Annotated in this window: 12 protein-coding genes; 3 read left to right on the top strand and 9 right to left on the bottom strand. The window is 31.7% G+C overall.

Going from position 1 to position 16,853, the window contains the following annotated elements; genetic code table 11:
- Nucleotides 1-28 precede the first annotated feature (28 nt).
- The 3 genes from FM121_RS11315 to FM121_RS11305 all read right to left on the bottom strand — a co-directional run bounded on the left by FM121_RS11315 (nucleotide 29) and on the right by FM121_RS11305 (nucleotide 4,681).
- Nucleotides 29-868, bottom strand: a complete 840-nt coding sequence (locus FM121_RS11315; RefSeq protein ID WP_086952270.1) for an aldo/keto reductase — start codon at nucleotides 866-868, stop codon at nucleotides 29-31.
- Between the two features lie 24 nt (nucleotides 869-892).
- Nucleotides 893-2,344 (bottom strand): DUF1958 domain-containing protein, encoded by a 1,452-nt coding sequence (locus FM121_RS11310; RefSeq protein WP_086952269.1) that lies wholly within the window; start codon nucleotides 2,342-2,344, stop codon nucleotides 893-895.
- A gap of 105 nt (nucleotides 2,345-2,449) precedes the next feature.
- Complete coding sequence (locus FM121_RS11305) at nucleotides 2,450-4,681, bottom strand: ATP-binding cassette domain-containing protein (RefSeq protein ID WP_086952268.1); 2,232 nt, start codon at nucleotides 4,679-4,681, stop codon at nucleotides 2,450-2,452.
- A gap of 79 nt (nucleotides 4,682-4,760) precedes the next feature.
- On the opposite strand from FM121_RS11305, the gene FM121_RS11300 reads away from it, so the two are divergent.
- Both FM121_RS11300 and FM121_RS11295 read left to right on the top strand, forming a co-directional pair.
- On the top strand, nucleotides 4,761-5,693 hold the full coding sequence (locus FM121_RS11300) for a helix-turn-helix transcriptional regulator (protein WP_086952267.1): 933 nt from the start codon (nucleotides 4,761-4,763) through the stop codon (nucleotides 5,691-5,693).
- Nucleotides 5,694-5,708: 15 nt separating this feature from the next.
- Entirely contained in the window at nucleotides 5,709-6,491 is a 783-nt protein-coding gene (locus tag FM121_RS11295; protein WP_086952266.1) for a PHP domain-containing protein, read from the top strand.
- 170 nt (nucleotides 6,492-6,661) lie between these two features.
- Here the strand turns inward: FM121_RS11295 and FM121_RS11290 are convergent, their stop codons facing one another.
- From FM121_RS11290 to FM121_RS11270, 5 genes are read right to left on the bottom strand one after another with little or no spacing between them, the layout of a single operon-like run.
- Nucleotides 6,662-7,723, bottom strand: a complete 1,062-nt coding sequence (locus FM121_RS11290) for a YdcF family protein (RefSeq protein WP_086952265.1) — start codon at nucleotides 7,721-7,723, stop codon at nucleotides 6,662-6,664.
- 43 nt (nucleotides 7,724-7,766) lie between these two features.
- Nucleotides 7,767-8,495, bottom strand: coding sequence for a MerR family DNA-binding transcriptional regulator (locus FM121_RS11285; protein ID WP_179203860.1), 729 nt, complete (start codon nucleotides 8,493-8,495; stop codon nucleotides 7,767-7,769).
- A gap of 7 nt (nucleotides 8,496-8,502) precedes the next feature.
- Nucleotides 8,503-9,909 carry an ABC transporter ATP-binding protein gene (locus FM121_RS11280; RefSeq protein WP_086952263.1) on the bottom strand — a complete coding sequence of 469 codons (1,407 nt, stop codon included), beginning with the start codon at nucleotides 9,907-9,909 and terminating at the stop codon, nucleotides 8,503-8,505.
- The gene (locus FM121_RS11275) at nucleotides 9,893-10,603 is read right to left on the bottom strand and encodes an energy-coupling factor transporter transmembrane component T family protein (protein WP_086952262.1); all 711 of its coding nucleotides are present in this window, start codon (nucleotides 10,601-10,603) and stop codon (nucleotides 9,893-9,895) included. Before FM121_RS11275 ends, FM121_RS11280 begins: the two co-directional genes overlap by 17 nt.
- A complete protein-coding gene (locus tag FM121_RS11270; RefSeq protein ID WP_086952261.1) occupies nucleotides 10,603-11,202 on the bottom strand; it encodes an MptD family putative ECF transporter S component in 600 nt (199 codons plus the stop codon). Before FM121_RS11270 ends, FM121_RS11275 begins: the two co-directional genes overlap by 1 nt.
- A gap of 565 nt (nucleotides 11,203-11,767) precedes the next feature.
- Between FM121_RS11270 and FM121_RS11265 the strand changes: the two genes are divergently transcribed.
- Nucleotides 11,768-11,956 carry a hypothetical protein gene (locus FM121_RS11265; RefSeq protein WP_086952260.1) on the top strand — a complete coding sequence of 63 codons (189 nt, stop codon included), beginning with the start codon at nucleotides 11,768-11,770 and terminating at the stop codon, nucleotides 11,954-11,956.
- Between the two features lie 66 nt (nucleotides 11,957-12,022).
- Here FM121_RS11265 and FM121_RS11260 read toward each other — a convergent pair whose 3' ends face one another.
- Nucleotides 12,023-16,702: a 5'-nucleotidase C-terminal domain-containing protein gene (locus tag FM121_RS11260; protein ID WP_179203859.1), complete on the bottom strand. Its 4,680-nt coding sequence runs from the start codon at nucleotides 16,700-16,702 to the stop codon at nucleotides 12,023-12,025.
- Nucleotides 16,703-16,853 lie beyond the last annotated feature (151 nt).

The raw sequence follows: 16,853 nt of genomic DNA, 5'->3' as shown, positions 1-16,853 counted from the left end.
CTAATGAGACAAATATACCTACTTTTTCTTAAAATTCTACTTCATCTGGATTTACTGCATAGCCAGCTTTACCACGAAGGCCGTCAATTGTAATCATATCAGCACTTGATAATTCAAAATCAAACAAATCGATATTTTCAGCAATTCGACTTGGTGTGACAGATTTAGGTAACGGTACAAAGCCATGTTGAATCGACCACTTTAAAACAATTTGAGCGACAGATTTTTGATACTTATCAGCCATTTCTTGCAAGATTTCTAATTCAAAAATTTTACCAGTTCCTAAAGGACTATAGCCTTCAAGTAAAATATCGTGTTCCTGACAAAAAGAAACAATCTCAGGTTGCATATCACTTGGATTTAAGAAAATTTGATTAACAACTGGTTTTATCTTAGCTGTCTTTAATAGCTCAGTTAGATGATGCGGGTGAAAATTAGACACACCTATTGCTTTTACTTTACCTAAAGCAACGGCTTCTTCCATTGCTCGCCAACTTTCAGCATTTGCTTTTGGATAATCACCACGAATTTCTAGAGGATTAGGCCAATGAATTAAGTATAAATTAACATAATCTAAACCTAATCTATTCAAAGAGTCATCAATGGCTTGTTTTGTTTTTTCATAAGAATGATGATCATTCCAGACTTTTGTTGTTACAAATAACTCTTCACGAGGAATACCAGATTGTCTAATGGCATTTCCAACACTTTCTTCATTTTCATATCTTGCTGCAGTATCAATATGGCGATAACCTGCTTCAAGAGCACTCAGCACAGATTGCTCTGCTATTTCTCCATTAGCAGCTTGCCATGTGCCAAAGCCAACTACAGGGATCGTCATACCATTATTTAAGGGATAGCTTTCCATACATTTCACTTCTCCAATACTAATTTATTTTTCATCTAGTTTTCCCATATCTTCAAATCGTCTCATACGTTCACGACGTGCTTTTTTACGTTTTCGGTTACTTCTCACTAATAATATCACAAGAAAGATAATTAAGAAAAAGATAACGCTGAAAGTAATAACAACAATTTTAATTATCGGATTAGACATATCAACAATATTATTAACCTCATCAACAATACTTTTCGTGTGATTCTTTGTTTTCTCTACAACATTTTTTTCAACTACTTCATATTTAGTGGATACTGGATTAATTGTTTCCGAAACAGATTTCAGGTCATTTTCAACCGTCACAGTCATATCATCATTTAATTTAAGTTTTGGCGTATCCTCTTTTTTTACAACATCTTTTAATGATTCTGATAATATAACTTCTTGATCATTAATTGTTTGTTCACCTTTTTTAGCGAGCTCTTTATATTCAAAATGATTAAAACCATAATTCAACATAGCATTTACAAACGGATGGCGTTTATATTCTCCTGTTTGATCACTCCAGTCACCCACACCAAAAGCAATCGCAATTAGCCTAAGTTCTCCTCTCTTAGCTGTAGCATCGATATTAAAGGCTCCTGAAGGGCTTGAACCTGTTTTCAATCCATCAACACCTTCAAAGTCATAATTTTTATCCACATCTTCATAAACCTTTCCATTTGCTGGAATTGAATAATTATAGGTTTCAAATGTTTCTTCCTGCGGTGTACCCTTCATAACTGTTACAGTTGGTGAACTCGTAAATTCTAAAACTTGAGGAAAATTTTTAATTAAGTGAAATGAGAACAACGCAAAGTCTTTAGCTGTCGTAACGTTTGAACCTGTTTGATCTAATGATGTCGTATCAATTCCTTCAGTCGCATATAAGCCTTGGAATGAAGATACTTCAGCTCCAGTCGCATTGACAATTTTGGTGTTTGCCATCCCCAATTCTTGCGCCTTATCATTCATTTTTTTTAAAAACGATACAGCATTTGGATCCACTTGTTCAGCTAACATCATCGTCGCTACATTAGATGACGGAACTAATGCCATAGGGATTAACTCTTTTACAGGATAAGAAACACCTGCTTGGATTTTATTGTTACTAATTTCGTAAATCCCAGCGATTTGTTGATGTCTAGGTGTCGCAACAATCTCTGTGTCCATCGAAAATTTACCATTAGCCATTGCTTCATATGTTAAATAAATTACCATTAATTTCATAATACTTGCTGGATTGTGAGGTAAATCTTCGTTTTCTCCCCATAATAATTTTCCTGTATTACCATCAACTAACACAGCTGATTTTGGTTTATCAGAATCTAAAGCTTGGTAGTCTGCTTCTTTAATCAAGTCCATCATCGATGGCTGCTCTGTATCAGCGTAAGCTCTAACTCCAATCCCTAGTATAATTATTAATCCTAAAAAAATACTTCCTAAATGTAATCCTAATTTCTTCATTCATTAATCCTTTCCTGACCCACTCTTTTTTTCAATAATATTACTATAACAAAAAAAGAAGGGCTTTTGTAGGTTTAATAACCATAGTCATAAATTTATCATTTTTTAGTATAGGTAGTCTTTTGTAATTGAATCAGCAGATTTTTTTATTTCTTCCGGTCTACCTTCATACAAAATCCGACCACCATATCTACCAGAACCTGGTCCAAAATCAATAAGCCAGTCACATTGTCTAACGAGTAACATATTGTGTTCAATAATCACAACCGTATTTCCCTTTTTTATCAATTCATCAATTACTGACATTAATTTACTTAAATCTTGATTACTCAGTCCTGTTGTTGGCTCATCTAGAACAAAACATTTTTGTTTTTCATCTAAAGATAAACTTAATTTTACTCTTTGTCGCTCTCCACCAGATAATGTATCTAACGTTTGACCTAATGTTAAATAGCCAATACCAATTTTTACTAACCACTTGATTCGGTTCAAAATTTTTTCATCCTTAAAAAATTCAAGAGCATCTGATAACCGTAGATTTAAAACTTCGACAATATTTTTACCTAAATAAAGATAATTTAAAACGTCAGGCTTAAATTTTAATCCATTACATGCTTCACAAGAAATTTTTACTGATTCTAAAAAAGCCATCTCTGTTTCAACAAATCCCTTTCCTTTACAATTCGGACAAGCACCTAACCCGTTGAAACTAAAGAATCCAGATTTAATTTTGTTCTCTTTTGCAAATAATTCTCTTATCCGATCGTAAATCCCTATATAAGACGCTACAGTTGAGCGATAACTTCCTTTAATTTCTTTTTGGTCAACTAAAATAACTTCCTCTGAATATTTTTTTCGCAGTATCTTAACAAAAGAGCTTTTGCCAGAACCTGCAACACCTGTAATAGCTGTCAGACAATTATGAGGAATTTTTCCAGATACTTTTTCTAAATTTCTAAAGGTTATATTTTTAAGTTTAAAAAATTTTTGATCCTCTGACATTACCACTTTTTCTCGGTGAAACTGATTTCTCTTTTCCTGTTCATTTCTCCATATATCAAAGCTCCCTTGATACATCACTTGACCACCTTGATATCCTGATTTTGGACCTAATTCAATAATTTCATCTGCTTCACAAATCATCTCTTGATCATGATCAATCATCAATATTGTATTATCCTTTTGACTAATTTGATTAATTAACAAGCGAATACTACTTAAATCGTGAGGATGAAGCCCAGTACTTGGTTCATCCATAATATAAAGTAAATCAGATAAATTACTTCCTAGATACTTAATCAACTTAACTCGCTGACTTTCTCCACCAGACAACGTATTGGTTGTTCGAGAAAGGCTTAAATACCCTAGTCCAACTTGACATAAAGATTCAATTGGTTTCATGACTGTATCTACCACCAACTCATTTTCTTGATTTTTAATTTTCCTTAACACTAACAATAACTCAGATAGCTCTAATTGTTGCCATTCTGCAATATGTTTGCCATTAATTTTACTGGACAGCGCTTTTTCATTTAATCTATGTCCTTGACAAGTCGGACAAATATTTTCTTTTGTCACTCGTTGGATTTCTACATCATATTTTTTGTAAGTTTTGGAAGGATTTTTAATAAATGTTTTAATAATTCTTGGAATAACGCCCTCATACTGACTACTCATATACCAATTACGATTAGGATTAGGAGGTTTAATTGGTTCAGAATAAAGCAACCTTTTTATCTCTTCCACCGAGAAATCTTTTATCTTTTTGTCATTATCAAAGAAACCAGAATCAACATATCGATGCCAACGGTAACTTCCAGGTTCAAAGGTTTTAAATTGGATTGCTCCGTCATTTAAACTTTTTTCTTGATCTAGTAGTTCTTCAAGGACAAACGTTAATTTTTTCCCTAATCCATCACAAGCTAAACACATACCATTAGGACTGTTGAATGAAAAAATATCTGAGTAGCCCACAAAAGGTATTCCAAATCTAGAAAACAATAATCGCAATGACGCATTAATATCTGTTACTGTTCCAACTGTGGATCGCTCATTATCTCCCAATCCCTTTTGATTAACAATAATAGGTGGAGATAAATTTGAAATACTATCGACATTAGGCGTTCTCATCTTCGGTAACCTATTTTTTATAAAGGATGGATAAGTATCATTCATCTGATTTTGAGCTTCTGCCCCGATCGTCCGATGCACTAAAGAAGTCTTTCCAGATCCAGATACACCGACAAACGCAGTCACTTGATTTTTTTTAATTTTTAAATTTATATCTTTTAAATTTCCTTCTCTCGCACCTTTTATCTCTATGTATTTATCTGTCATTTGTTTCCCTCCTCTTATTTTTATGATATCTTTTAAATAAGACAGTTATTGTCGTATTATAAAAAAAGAGGTGCTATTATTGAAAAAAAATCAGAGACTTTATGAAATTCTTTGGTTCATGCAACAACAAAAAAGATTTACTGCCACTGAGATTGCTACTCGTTTTGATATTTCGACTCGAACTGTCCAACGCTACATTGTTGATTTGGAAGATATGGGTATTTTTATAGAAGCAACAAAAGGTAAAAATGGTGGGATGGAACTTATTAGTCAACCTTTACTGCCACCAATTCTATTCAATCAAGAGGAAGTTATCAGTATCTTTTTTGCCATCCATGCTATTTCTTATATCAAACCATTTCCTTTCAAATTTAATACAGAACAAGCTAAGCAAAAACTGTTAAGTATTAGTCACAAGCAGGTCCAATCTCAAATTATTCATCTAGAACAAATTTTTGAAATAAAAATTCCTGATCAAAAAATATCTGCTCCTTTTACAGAAGAAATAATACAAGCTTGCTTAAAAAAAAGAATTATTTCTGGGATGTATCACTCGTCAAAAAAAAGATCCAAAAAAAAATTAGAACCAGTCGGTGTTTATTTTCAAAGTGATTTTTGGTATTTATATGCCACCGATTGTGAACTCGAAGATATTCGCCATTTTAGAATTGACCGCTTTGAATCTCTAGAAGTATCAAATGAAACGTTTCATTCAACACTCACTTTAAATAACCTAGCAGAAAAAATAACAACTAAAGAAACCTTTCAAGTTGGCATTCATTTATCAAATATTGGCGTTATGAGATCGCTAGAAAACCAACTATTAGCGCCTTATCTTACCGTTAATCAAGATAGTTCTGGTTATCTTGACTTACCATTAGCCAAAGAAGATATCGATTATACCTTTAGCTATTTAATGACCCTTGGTAAACATGCTACAATAGAGAAACCTGAGTGGTTAATTAATAAATTTTTGGCTAATCTGGAAGATATAAAAAAGAACTATACATAGATTGGAGGATATACATTGACACACTACTACGATCAACATTTACATACCCATCATTCTTTTGATTCAACTGAATCTTTTGAAAATTATTTAGAAAAAACAAATAAGACGCTAGTCACAACTGAACACCTTGATTTTTATAATCCTGCTGATGGATTCAAAGATAGTCTACCTAATTTTAAATTATACAATGAAGAAATAAAACAATTAGAGCAGCGTTATGAACGTTCCATTTTAAGAGGAATTGAAGTAGGCTATGTTCCCTCTCAACATGAATTAATCACAGATTTTGTTGGAAGTAATCCTTATGATTTAATTCTATTAAGCACCCATCAAAACGGGGACATCGATTTTATGGATCCTATTGTTCGAGAATGGGAAAAGAAGAAATTAGTAACGGAATACTATGAACAGATGATACTCTCTGTTGAGGAGATGACACAGTTAAATATTCTAACTCATTTCGATTACGGCATGAGACAATTAAGTATTGATGTCTCTGAATACCAAAAGTTAGCCGAATCCTTATTAATTGATCTTTTTAAAAAAGTAATCGATAAAAAAATTGCCGTTGAACTAAATGCTAAAAGTTTTGTTAAATACAATAACCGTCATCTTTATGAATATGCCATTCCACTTTATATTTCTCTTGGTGGGAAACTCTTTACACTTGGTTCAGATGCACACGTAGCTTCTGATTATGAACTTGGCTTTTTAGAAATGGGGCAACTTTTAAAAGATAATAATATCCATGAACTAGCAATTTTTAAGCAGCAAAAAATGACTATGGTTCCTTTTTAAAGGGGAAAAAGAAAGAGGCTGACTAAATTTGTCAGTCTCTTATTTTATTTATATGAATGATTTTTGTTAGTCAGGGGATAAAAAGTCTGCTCTCACGACAACTGGAGGCAAAACAACTTTTAAGCCACTCTCATACATGTGTTAATAACTATATATCACTGTATTCTATTCTATGATACAAATAATGTTAAAACTAGAAGTGAAATTGAAAGGAATAAAAAAATACCAAAAATTATTAGATGTCTTTTTTTAGTTAAAGCAAGATAGCCTATATATTCTCTAATAAAAGCGGTTGGTAAATAATACATCTTTGTTTTAGAGCCAATACCACGAGCAAAAATTCCTAATCGATAGGCTAATTTCCCTGCTCTTAAAATATGGTAATTATTAGATGCTATTACAATATTTTTACGATTAAAGTTTTTTATATTATCTTTTTGATAGGCAATCGCCTCTGAAAATTGTAGATTTTCTTTTGTGTTAGTTGATTTTTCTTCCAAATAAACATTGCCTAATTGATAGTTTTTTTCTTCTACATAGTTCATCATAGCTCTTGCTTCTGATACTTTTTCATCAGGTCCTTGTCCACCAGATAAAATAAGAGTTGGCTGATGGTTTCGCTTATTCTTTTGTTTTTCAAAAAGTTGCACTGCCACATCGATTCGACTAGCCAATAAAGGTGTCACTCGCTCCCCATCGATTAATCCTGCTCCTAAAACAATGATGTAATCAATATTTTTATTATGTGGAAAACGATTATACAAAATCGAAGTAACCAAATAAAAGAAAAAGATAGCCACAACATAAGAGAAGCTTAGATTCATCAATAATGATAATGAAACAATATAAGGATTATGCCCATAGTAAGCAATAAGGATTACAGCTACCTGAAAGCCGATTAATCCTAACGCAACTAACATTGGTAATAGGTTACTTAAGGAAAACCCCTCTTTTTTCAGAAGAGTCCGCTCATTCCAAAATAAAGCAATCACACCTGTAAACATACCAAAAATTACAATTAATATTAAAATGATGATAATTGGCATTGCTATCCACAATGCTAGTCCTGTATTTATTTTTTCAGCCTGGATAATTAACATCAAGTACAAAAATCCAATAGAAATAACAAAAAAGAATCCTGTCCAAAGACTTGTCGGTCTAAAAAATAGCCAGTAAGAAAAACAAATTATTGGTATAACCACTAAAAATAACCAGATAAAACTAATACCCATTCTTGTCCTCCTTTAACCATTTTTAATTACTTTATTTATTTTATCATACTTCAAACATAATTTTCCATTGCAATTCATGGTTTTTACCTAACATTTGGGTTACTTCTTCTAAGATATAAACAGGTGTTGACGTATTTTGAAACTTCTTTTTTATAAGATCATCTAAGTCTTTTTCACTCTGAGCTAACAACCACTCTGTTTGATATTTTCCTACTGGAATAAAATCAAGCAGCTCTTCTTTAGTTTCATAAAAAACATCATAGTACCGTTCATAAATCACATAAACAATTTGACTTGAAAAAAATAGGGTCACCTCTTCTAAGTCTAATAAATCATTAATAGTCAATACCTCGTCATGGGCTAGCCTTTTGATTTTTTTCAAATAAATAGGCTGATCTAAAAATGTTTGTTCTGCTTTGTTTATTTGTTTAGAAATTGCTAATTGCTTCTCGATGCTCTCTTTTATCTGATTCAAATCATTTATTTCTTTCTCTATTTCAAGTATCTTATTCCTTAAAAAAAGCTCATATGTTTCTTTTTCAGTTGTTTCTTGTAAATTTTTAATTTCTAAAATCCCTAAATTTAAATTTCTGAATAATAAAATAAAAGCTAAATCGTAAGCTTCTGACAATCCATACATCCGATAACCGTTTTCCTTGATAAAAGCTGGCTTAATTATATGTTTATCTTCATAATGTCTAATCGTATGATGGCTAATATTAAATAATTTAGCTAACTGGGAAATCGTTACATATTCTTTTATCTCTTCCACCTCACCTCTATGAAAGTTGACCATCATGTAGCTCTACCACGCGCTGACAAGTTAAATTGATAAATTCTTTATCATGAGAAATAATAATAATAATAATATTAAATTTCCTCATACTATTTATCACACAACTAACTTCTTTCATGTGTTTCAAATCCAAACCACTTGTTGGTTCATCCATGACAATTATTTCTTTTCCTGAAAGAATCGCACTGGCAATTGCAACTCGTTGCTTTTCTCCACCAGATAAAGTTTGTGGGTGTCTATCCAACAGTTTTTCTAAATCTAACATGGTGACAACTTCATCAAAAATATCTAACCGTTTTGCTTTGGCTGAAATTTCTTTCTCAACACTTTCAAAAAATAATTGTAAATTCACATCTTGCATCACCAAAAAGCTCCGTTTAATTAATTCCTTTGCGGTCTGCTTCTTTTCATTATAAAAAACGGTACCTGTTTTTATTTTTATAAGACCAGTTAGAATTTGAGAGAGAGTTGTTTTTCCAGAACCATTTTCTCCAATAATACCTGTAATTTTATTTGAAGTAAAAAGTAACTTTTCAACCCGCAAATTAGTACTATTCTTTTTATATCCAAAGTCTATTTTTTCACAAGACAAATTATTTAAAGCTTCTTTTGCTTTAGAAACAGATACTTTAGGATAATCTGAAATAGATAACGAAGTTTCATTTAAAGATCTCAAACCTAATTCGTTAAGTTCAGTCATCGTCTTTTTTAAAAACTCTTCCTTAGTAAAATCACCAACAATTCGACCGTGATCCATTAATATAAATCGATCTACTACAGGTAATAAATAATATAAACGATGTTCGGCTACTACAATTGTTTGTTTTTTATTTTTTAACCATTGAATGGAATCAGTTAATATTTGAATGTTTTTATCATCTAAATTACTTGATGGTTCATCTAACAAAAATAAAGAATGGTCGATCATACATGAAGAAGCAAAAGCAATTCGTTGTTTTTCACCACCTGATAATTCAAACATCGTATTTGACCAATATTTTTTCAAATCAAAGGTTTCTGAAATAATAGCAATTTTTTTTATCATCTCAACTCGTTGAAAAGCAAAATTTTCCATTGAAAAAGCTAACTCCGAATAAACATCATTCATAAAAAATTGTGTTTTAGGATTTTGAAAAACAACGCCAATCTCCTTAACAAATTCATTAAAATTTTTAACGGGTAGGTTATGCCCCAATATTTCCCCCTCACCTTTTATTTCTCCTTCGAAAAGTTCGGGAATTAAGCCATTTAAAACACGAATTAATGATGATTTTCCGCTACCACTCTCACCACAAATAACCACGCACTCACCGGCAGGTATATTTAAATCAATTTCCGAAAGGACTGTGTCTCCTTCATAGGATAATGACATTTTATTTAACGTAATCATTAATTAACCAACCTCCAGTAAAAAAAATTACTAAGCTCAATAATAAAATTATATCTTGAATTCTAAATCTTACATCATAGACACTTGTCGATTCTTCAGCACTACCAAGACCTCGAACAAGTGCTGCTGCGGATAATTCAATAGAGGTTGATTCCACTGATACTAAAATTGGAACGACAATGTACTCTAATGTTAAAAGTGGATGCTTGAATAAATCAATAAGATTAATTCCTATCCCTCTAAATTTCATTGCTAATCTTATTTGTTTGAAATCTTGTAATAAAACAGGAAAAAAGCGACATACCACTGAAAAGGGAACGATAATAAACTTGGGAACTTTCATTTTTTTCATAGCAGCAATCCATTCACTCATTTTTGTATTATTAACAGCAAACGTAGCCGCCATAATTGGGGGTAATAATAAACGATTAGCTACTAAGAAAAAAGAGAGAAAAGCTGATACTGCACCTGTAATTTGTTGAAAGAATAATAAATCTATCGATAAGATAAGATAATACAATGACATTAAAATGAGGCCTTTTTTCCATCCACCATTAATAATTAAAAGTAAACACATCAATAAGACAAAAATAGTTTCCATTAACCAGTTCACTCGGAACATCAAAAGTAAACTGGCAGATAAAACAACTGCCAGTTTACTCCTCGGATCAAATGAGACATACTTTTTTTTCATTACTTGTTGCCTTTTCTAACTTGCTTTGAAAAATGTTTTTGATATATTTTTTTTCCTAACATTAAACCAACTAAACTTCCTATGATTAAAAAACCCATTGAAACAAAGAAAGTAGCAGTTGAAATAGAAGCAAACACGCTATCTACATAAGTCATATCTTTCCCTCTATTTAGTAATGATTCTACGTAAGCTTCTTTCATAAACCATAAAGGTAATATTGGACCAGTTAGACCAAAACTAAAAACAGTATAGCTTAATGGTATTTTTACTGTCTCATTTAATTTTGTTTTATTTTGAATGATATCTGCTAATAACGGGAAAATAATACTCGGTAAAAAGGCTAACGGAAAGTAACCAAATATTAGAAAAAAGACGGCCATTACAGAGCCAACTATTGTGATAGCACCAAATTTAGGTATCTTATTTATTACCATCAAATACACAATTCCTGCAAATAAAGCTGATAAACCAGGTATTAATAATGTATTAAATGTTGGTACTGTAAATCTAAGTAAAAAGGTTGCAATAGATACCACAAAAAAATAAACAGTGGCGTAAACCCCTGATGAAATCAAATCTTGAATTTTTAAACCCTTCATATGTAAAACTCCTTAATCATAATCTTTTTTGTCGTGTTAAATGACTCACATATTATATCATATTTAATTGAGAACTAGAATCAATAGAAAAGCAAAAAAAAAGAGACTGACATTTAGGTCAGCCTTTTTTTAACGTTTAGAGAACTGCATGTACTCTAAATATTTAACTATTCATACTTATTTTACTAGACTTAACTATATAAGTCATCTATTATTTTTATTCTTGTAAATAAAAAAGGGGAAAAGTAACAAAATTCGGTGTTTTGTTACTTTTTTAACTTTACTTGTCACTATTCATTGAATTATCCGGCTAAAGAATAACTAACAAATTACTAGCTACGCTTCAATAATAAATATTAAGCGAATACATTTTCCATTATATGATCATTTATTACTTATTACTAGTTTTTTTTGTATTTTTTTCCAATTATTTTTAATACTTTAAAAAATTTTAATTTCTTAACTAAGAAAAAGTTAGATTAATCATAAAATTATGATCGAAATTCAGTAATAGATATGCTTTAATATATTTGTAGTTCATTTTATTCAGATAGCGAGGAGTTATATGTCATTCAAACGATTCTTTCAATTATTCATCTTTTATATTATTTCGATTTTAATCCCTTTGTTTATTATTAAACAATTTGCCATCCATAGTTTTTGGTTGAGCGCTACTTTAATCATTGTACTGGGTTATATTATTTTAACTTTACCTTTGACCATTTTAACAATGAAAAAAAGTAAAAAATCATAATGTTTCAACTATAGATAACTTCAAAAAAAAAAAAACGAGGCTGAAATTCAGTCTCGTTTTTTTCATTTAAGCTGCTTCTTTATCACTTTTTTTCTTTTTAAAATAATAAACACCTGATACACCAACAATTCCAATCCCGATTAAGCCGAAATTCTCAATAGCTTCACCAGTTTGAGGGAAGTATTTTTTGCCTGTACTAGTTGTGCCATTACCACTGTTACTACCACTACCGTTATTACCTCCAGTTTTTCCTGGATTAGTTCCAACCTTAGCTAGATTTTTATTGGTTTCTTTTAAGTTATCTGTTACTGCTTTAACTTCTTTACTTGTCACTTCTTCTTTCACATTTTCAGCACGTTTTAGTAACGCTTGCGCTTCATTTAATGCTTTTTCAAAAGAAGTCCAAGTTACTTTCGTAAAGTCTACAGCTTTTAATTCGCTGTATTTTGTCACTAAATCTTTCAATTCTTTGATTTTAACTAATTTTTGACTATCTTTTTCCAACTTAGTATTTGCTGCTTTCGCACGTTTTTCATTTTTAGCATCTAATTCTTTTCGGGCTACTGCTAAATCTTTTTCAAATTTTGCCCAACTGTGTGCTGTGTATTCTTCTTTTTTGAAAGAAGCTATTTTTTTCTTCAAGGCATCTTGTTCTTTTGTTTCTGAAACTACTTTTACTTTTTCAAGTTTATTTTTAGATGAGTTTAAAGCATTCTCACTTTCTTTAACTTGTTTTTCGGTAACTTCAATTGCAACTTTTTTAGCATCATCTAATATTTTTTTAGACGCATCCAAGTCCTTATTAAAATTTTTCCAAGTTGCTTCTGTATAATCCGCTTTTTTAAGTTTCTCACTTTCTGCCACAAGTGATTTAAGTGATTTAATCGAAACTAATTTTTCACTATCTTTTTCCAACTTAGTATTTGCTTCTTTCGCACGTGTTTCATTTTTAGCATCTAATTCTTTTTGGGCTACTGCTAAATCTTTTTCAAATTTTGCCCAACTGTGTGCTGTATATTCTTCTTCATTTAATTTTTCTGCTTTAGCAATCGTTGCTGCTAATTTTTCTTGTTCAACTGTAGCACCTTCAGCAAATTTTTCAGAAATAATTCGTGTATAAGGTACTTCTTCTTTATATGTATTTAGTTCTTTTTCTGATAATTTCGTCAAATACTTCATAAAGACTTCATCCATTGATGGTCCTTGCTCCACTGGTTTTCCAATTAGCATTGAGTAACCATCTCCACCAGCTGCTAAGAAGTCATTAGTAATCATATTGTATGTCACTTTATCACTTCTTGGAACATCAACAAATTTTCCAGACTTATCTTTAACTTGAATACTTGTGATACGTTTCCCTGGAATATTTTGTTCTGGTTTTGCTCCATCAAAATTAGAGTCATACTTAACTTTAACTGAATCGGACACTTGTAAGAAACCACCATTAGCGCCTAATTTTGGCAAACCATTTTTATCCATGATCACCTTACCATCTTTATCAGTGGCATGAATCGAGCGTAACGAGTGTTCAAACATGGCATAAATTTCGTTACCTGTTACCTTTATTTGTGAAACAGTGTTACCAAATGGCATAACACCTACGATATCACCTTTTGTTACAATACCTGGTTTAATCGACTGACGAATACCTCCACCATTCATAATGGCAAAATCAGAAGACTCTTTAAAGCCGTCTTTACCATATGCAAGTAATGAATCACCAATCAAGTTCCCTAAATTAGTTTCAAGACTTCGAACATTGTCTCTTTCACCATTAAAAGTAATTTTATTATCTTTTAAAACAACTTCTGACATCTCTTTATCAAAATTAGCTTTTGCTGTTTTAACAATTTCTTCAACTTTAGGATCTGGTGTTAACTCTTTTAATTCTGAGAATGGATGTAAGACAGCTTTTAATTCAGGTTTTTCACCAGTATAGTTTCCTGTCATCATTCCCACATTGTTTAAATGATTACCAGTTTGTCCAATCAACACATTATCAGCTTTAATTCCTTCTGGTAAAGCCGTGTGTGAATGTCCGTCTGCAATAAATATTTTCTTATCTGGGAAGTTTTTAGCCAATTCAGTGGCTAAATGTTTACTTGTCTCATCTTCCACAGTTGTTTCATCAATTCCTAAATGCGTCATAAAGACAAAATAATCAGCCTTTTCCCCAATCTCATTGATTGTTTTAATCGCAGTTGGTGCTGGTTTTTCAAACTTAACTTTTGCTACATTGTTTGGATGAGTTTTTACTGTTGTTTCTGGTGTTGTCAATCCAATCAAAGCAAATTTTTGTTTCTTACCATTGACTTCTTTTGTCACAATTGTGTAAGGATCAAACGGTCTTGTCCCATCTTTATACAAGACATTTGCTGATACAATTGGGAATTTTAAATCTTTTTTGTATTGTAATGCTGTTTCTAATCCAAAATCAAATTCATGATTTCCTAAAGTCATCGCATCATACCCTACAGCATTCATGGCTTTAACCATATCTGCACCTTTAGAGTAGTTAGAGATAGGTAATCCTTGCATCGCATCTCCTGCATCTACTAAAAGTGTCGGTTTTTCATTATCTTTAAATGTCTTCACACGTCCTAATCCAATTGATGGACTATATTTGTCTTCAAAATATTCCATACGTCCATGCATATCATTTGTGTGCATAATTTTAACAGAGCCATTTTCTCCCATATATTCATCTGGAATAAGGCCTTGTTCATGTAATTTAATTGCATTTAGTTTTCTAACATTTGGCGTACGACCATCTGCAGAAGGCATAATCTCAAAACCTGGTGTGCCTTTTTTAACTTGATCAATTACATATTGGCTCGCAGGATGAGTTAAATCTGCACCAATGATTTCAAAGTTTTCTTCTAATTCTTCTTTTGGATCAATAACTTCTTTTTCCTCAATATACTCAACAATCTTTCCTCTCAATGTTGCTGGGTCAGATTCATAATAAGGTTCAGGATTTACTAAACCATCTTTTGCCATACCTTCAAATCGATAATTATTCATTGCAATTTTAAAGACTTGGTCATCTGCGACTTCTTTGCCCTCAAAAGTTAAGTCTTTAATACGTGAGCCGACAGGTTTCGAGATATCAATTTTATATTTAACTCCTGAAATCATGTCATAATTATAAACACGAATTTTATCATTAAAACCAATTGTAACGTCCCCTGGTTCATATTGCTGATAATACGCCCCTTGTTTTTCTAAATATTTTTTAAGTTGAGCACCAGTCATTTCAGTCCCAACTAAGGTATTTGGGTATTTATAAATATTAAAAATATCTGAAAATTTAATTGGTCCTTTATCTAATTTACTGTCTGCTTTGAATAATGCTGCTGAGCCTAATTGTGCTCCTGCAACTTTCATTTGGACATTATTGATTAAAGAAATCATCGCAGTTGGCTGTAATTGTGCTTCTGGAATACCAGGCACACGTTGTTCTGGTAAAAAGTTATCTTTAGCAACTCCAATTACGCCATTAACATGTTCTTGTGTTTTTTCATGAGCTTCTTTAGTTGCTGCTCTGACTGCGTCGTCACCTTGAACACCTTTAACTGAAATCGTTGTCGGTGTAGATTCCACCACATTCCATTTATCATTTTCATCTTGTTCTAAATCTAAATCAATTTTTACCACGCCAGAACCAGTATCTTTAACTGCTGCTGCAGGTTTCATTTTACCTGTATTGTCTGCAATTTTTTCTGCATACTCTCTGTGATCATGTCCTAGAACAAACGCATCGATTTCAGGAACTTCTTTGATCACATTGCGAGCCGCTGCAGCTGGATCGCTATTATCTAATCCCGCATGAATAGAAGCAACAATCACATCTGGTTTTTCTGTTTCTTGTAAAATCTTCACTTGTTTTTTAGCTTCTTCATTTAAAGGTTTAAATTCTAAATGTTTAACTTTATCCCCATCCCACATAGCAACATGGGGAATTGTCATTCCGATAATACCAACTTTAACACCATCTACCATTTTAACTTCTGTCGCTTTAACAAAATTAGTGTCTGTTCCTCTTAAATAAGTATTTGCTGAAAGAAGTGGGAATTCCGCGTCTTTTTCAACTTTTTTAATTAAATCAGTTCCAAAGTTAAATTCATGATTACCTAAAGCCATTGCATCATAGCCAATCGTATTCATAGCTGCAATCACTGGATGAGTTACATTTTGAAGTTCTTTTTTAGAACTATATAAATCGTCTGTTAGAAGTGTTCCTTGTAAGTTATCACCTGCATCTACAAGGATATTATTAGGATTTTTAGCACGTTCCGTTTTAACAACTGTCGCGATTTTAGCAAAACCTAAATCAGCTTCTTTATCATCCTCATAAGACCAATCCCAAACATTTCCGTGAACATCTGATGTGCCTAAAATAGTTAATTTTTTAGTTTTCTTTTCTACTGATGCTACTTCTTTTGTTATTGATGTTTCAGTTGCCTCTTTTTTAACTTTATTGTTCGGATTAAACGAACTTTGAATCGTTTTTTCATTTTTACTTTCGGAAATTGTTTCTTTAACCACTTCCTGATTTTCTTCTATACCTTTTGTTATTTCTGTCGTTTCTTTAGTTCCTACTTCTTTAACTTGTTTAACGCTTTCAATTGCCTCATTGACTAATTGAGTTTCTGCCAGTGCTGTAATTGTCGGGCTAAATGTCCCTAATAATAATAGCAACAACATCATGATATTCAATTTCTTAAACCATTTTTTCTCTTCCAAAAAACTTCCTCCCAAAATAATATTTTTTATCCAGCTAAAAAACATATACCACTTCCCTAATTAAAAGTAATAACAACTTTTATTGTAACAAAATTTCCAAAAAATTACATCTTTTTACGTAATTTTTAAGTACTAAAAGTATAAAATGTTC

It is taken from the genome of Vagococcus fluvialis bH819 (assembly GCF_900163795.1).
In the GTDB taxonomy this organism is placed as follows: domain Bacteria; phylum Bacillota; class Bacilli; order Lactobacillales; family Vagococcaceae; genus Vagococcus; species Vagococcus fluvialis_A.
Note: the sequence above shows the minus strand (reverse complement) of the source record. Positions and strands in the feature narration are given on the sequence as shown.

Excerpts from the sequence above, each read along its gene's own strand:
- FM121_RS11280 (WP_086952263.1), bottom strand. The coding sequence starts at position 9,909 with ATGATTACGTTAAATAAAATGTCATTATCCTATGAAGGAGACACAGTC.
- FM121_RS11315 (WP_086952270.1), bottom strand. The coding sequence starts at position 868 with ATGGAAAGCTATCCCTTAAATAATGGTATGACGATCCCTGTAGTTGGC.
- FM121_RS11275 (WP_086952262.1), bottom strand. The coding sequence starts at position 10,603 with ATGAAAAAAAAGTATGTCTCATTTGATCCGAGGAGTAAACTGGCAGTT.
- FM121_RS11270 (WP_086952261.1), bottom strand. The coding sequence starts at position 11,202 with ATGAAGGGTTTAAAAATTCAAGATTTGATTTCATCAGGGGTTTACGCC.
- FM121_RS11290 (WP_086952265.1), bottom strand. The coding sequence starts at position 7,723 with ATGGGTATTAGTTTTATCTGGTTATTTTTAGTGGTTATACCAATAATT.
- FM121_RS11305 (WP_086952268.1), bottom strand. The coding sequence starts at position 4,681 with ATGACAGATAAATACATAGAGATAAAAGGTGCGAGAGAAGGAAATTTA.
- FM121_RS11265 (WP_086952260.1), top strand. The coding sequence starts at position 11,768 with ATGTCATTCAAACGATTCTTTCAATTATTCATCTTTTATATTATTTCG.
- FM121_RS11310 (WP_086952269.1), bottom strand. The coding sequence starts at position 2,344 with ATGAAGAAATTAGGATTACATTTAGGAAGTATTTTTTTAGGATTAATA.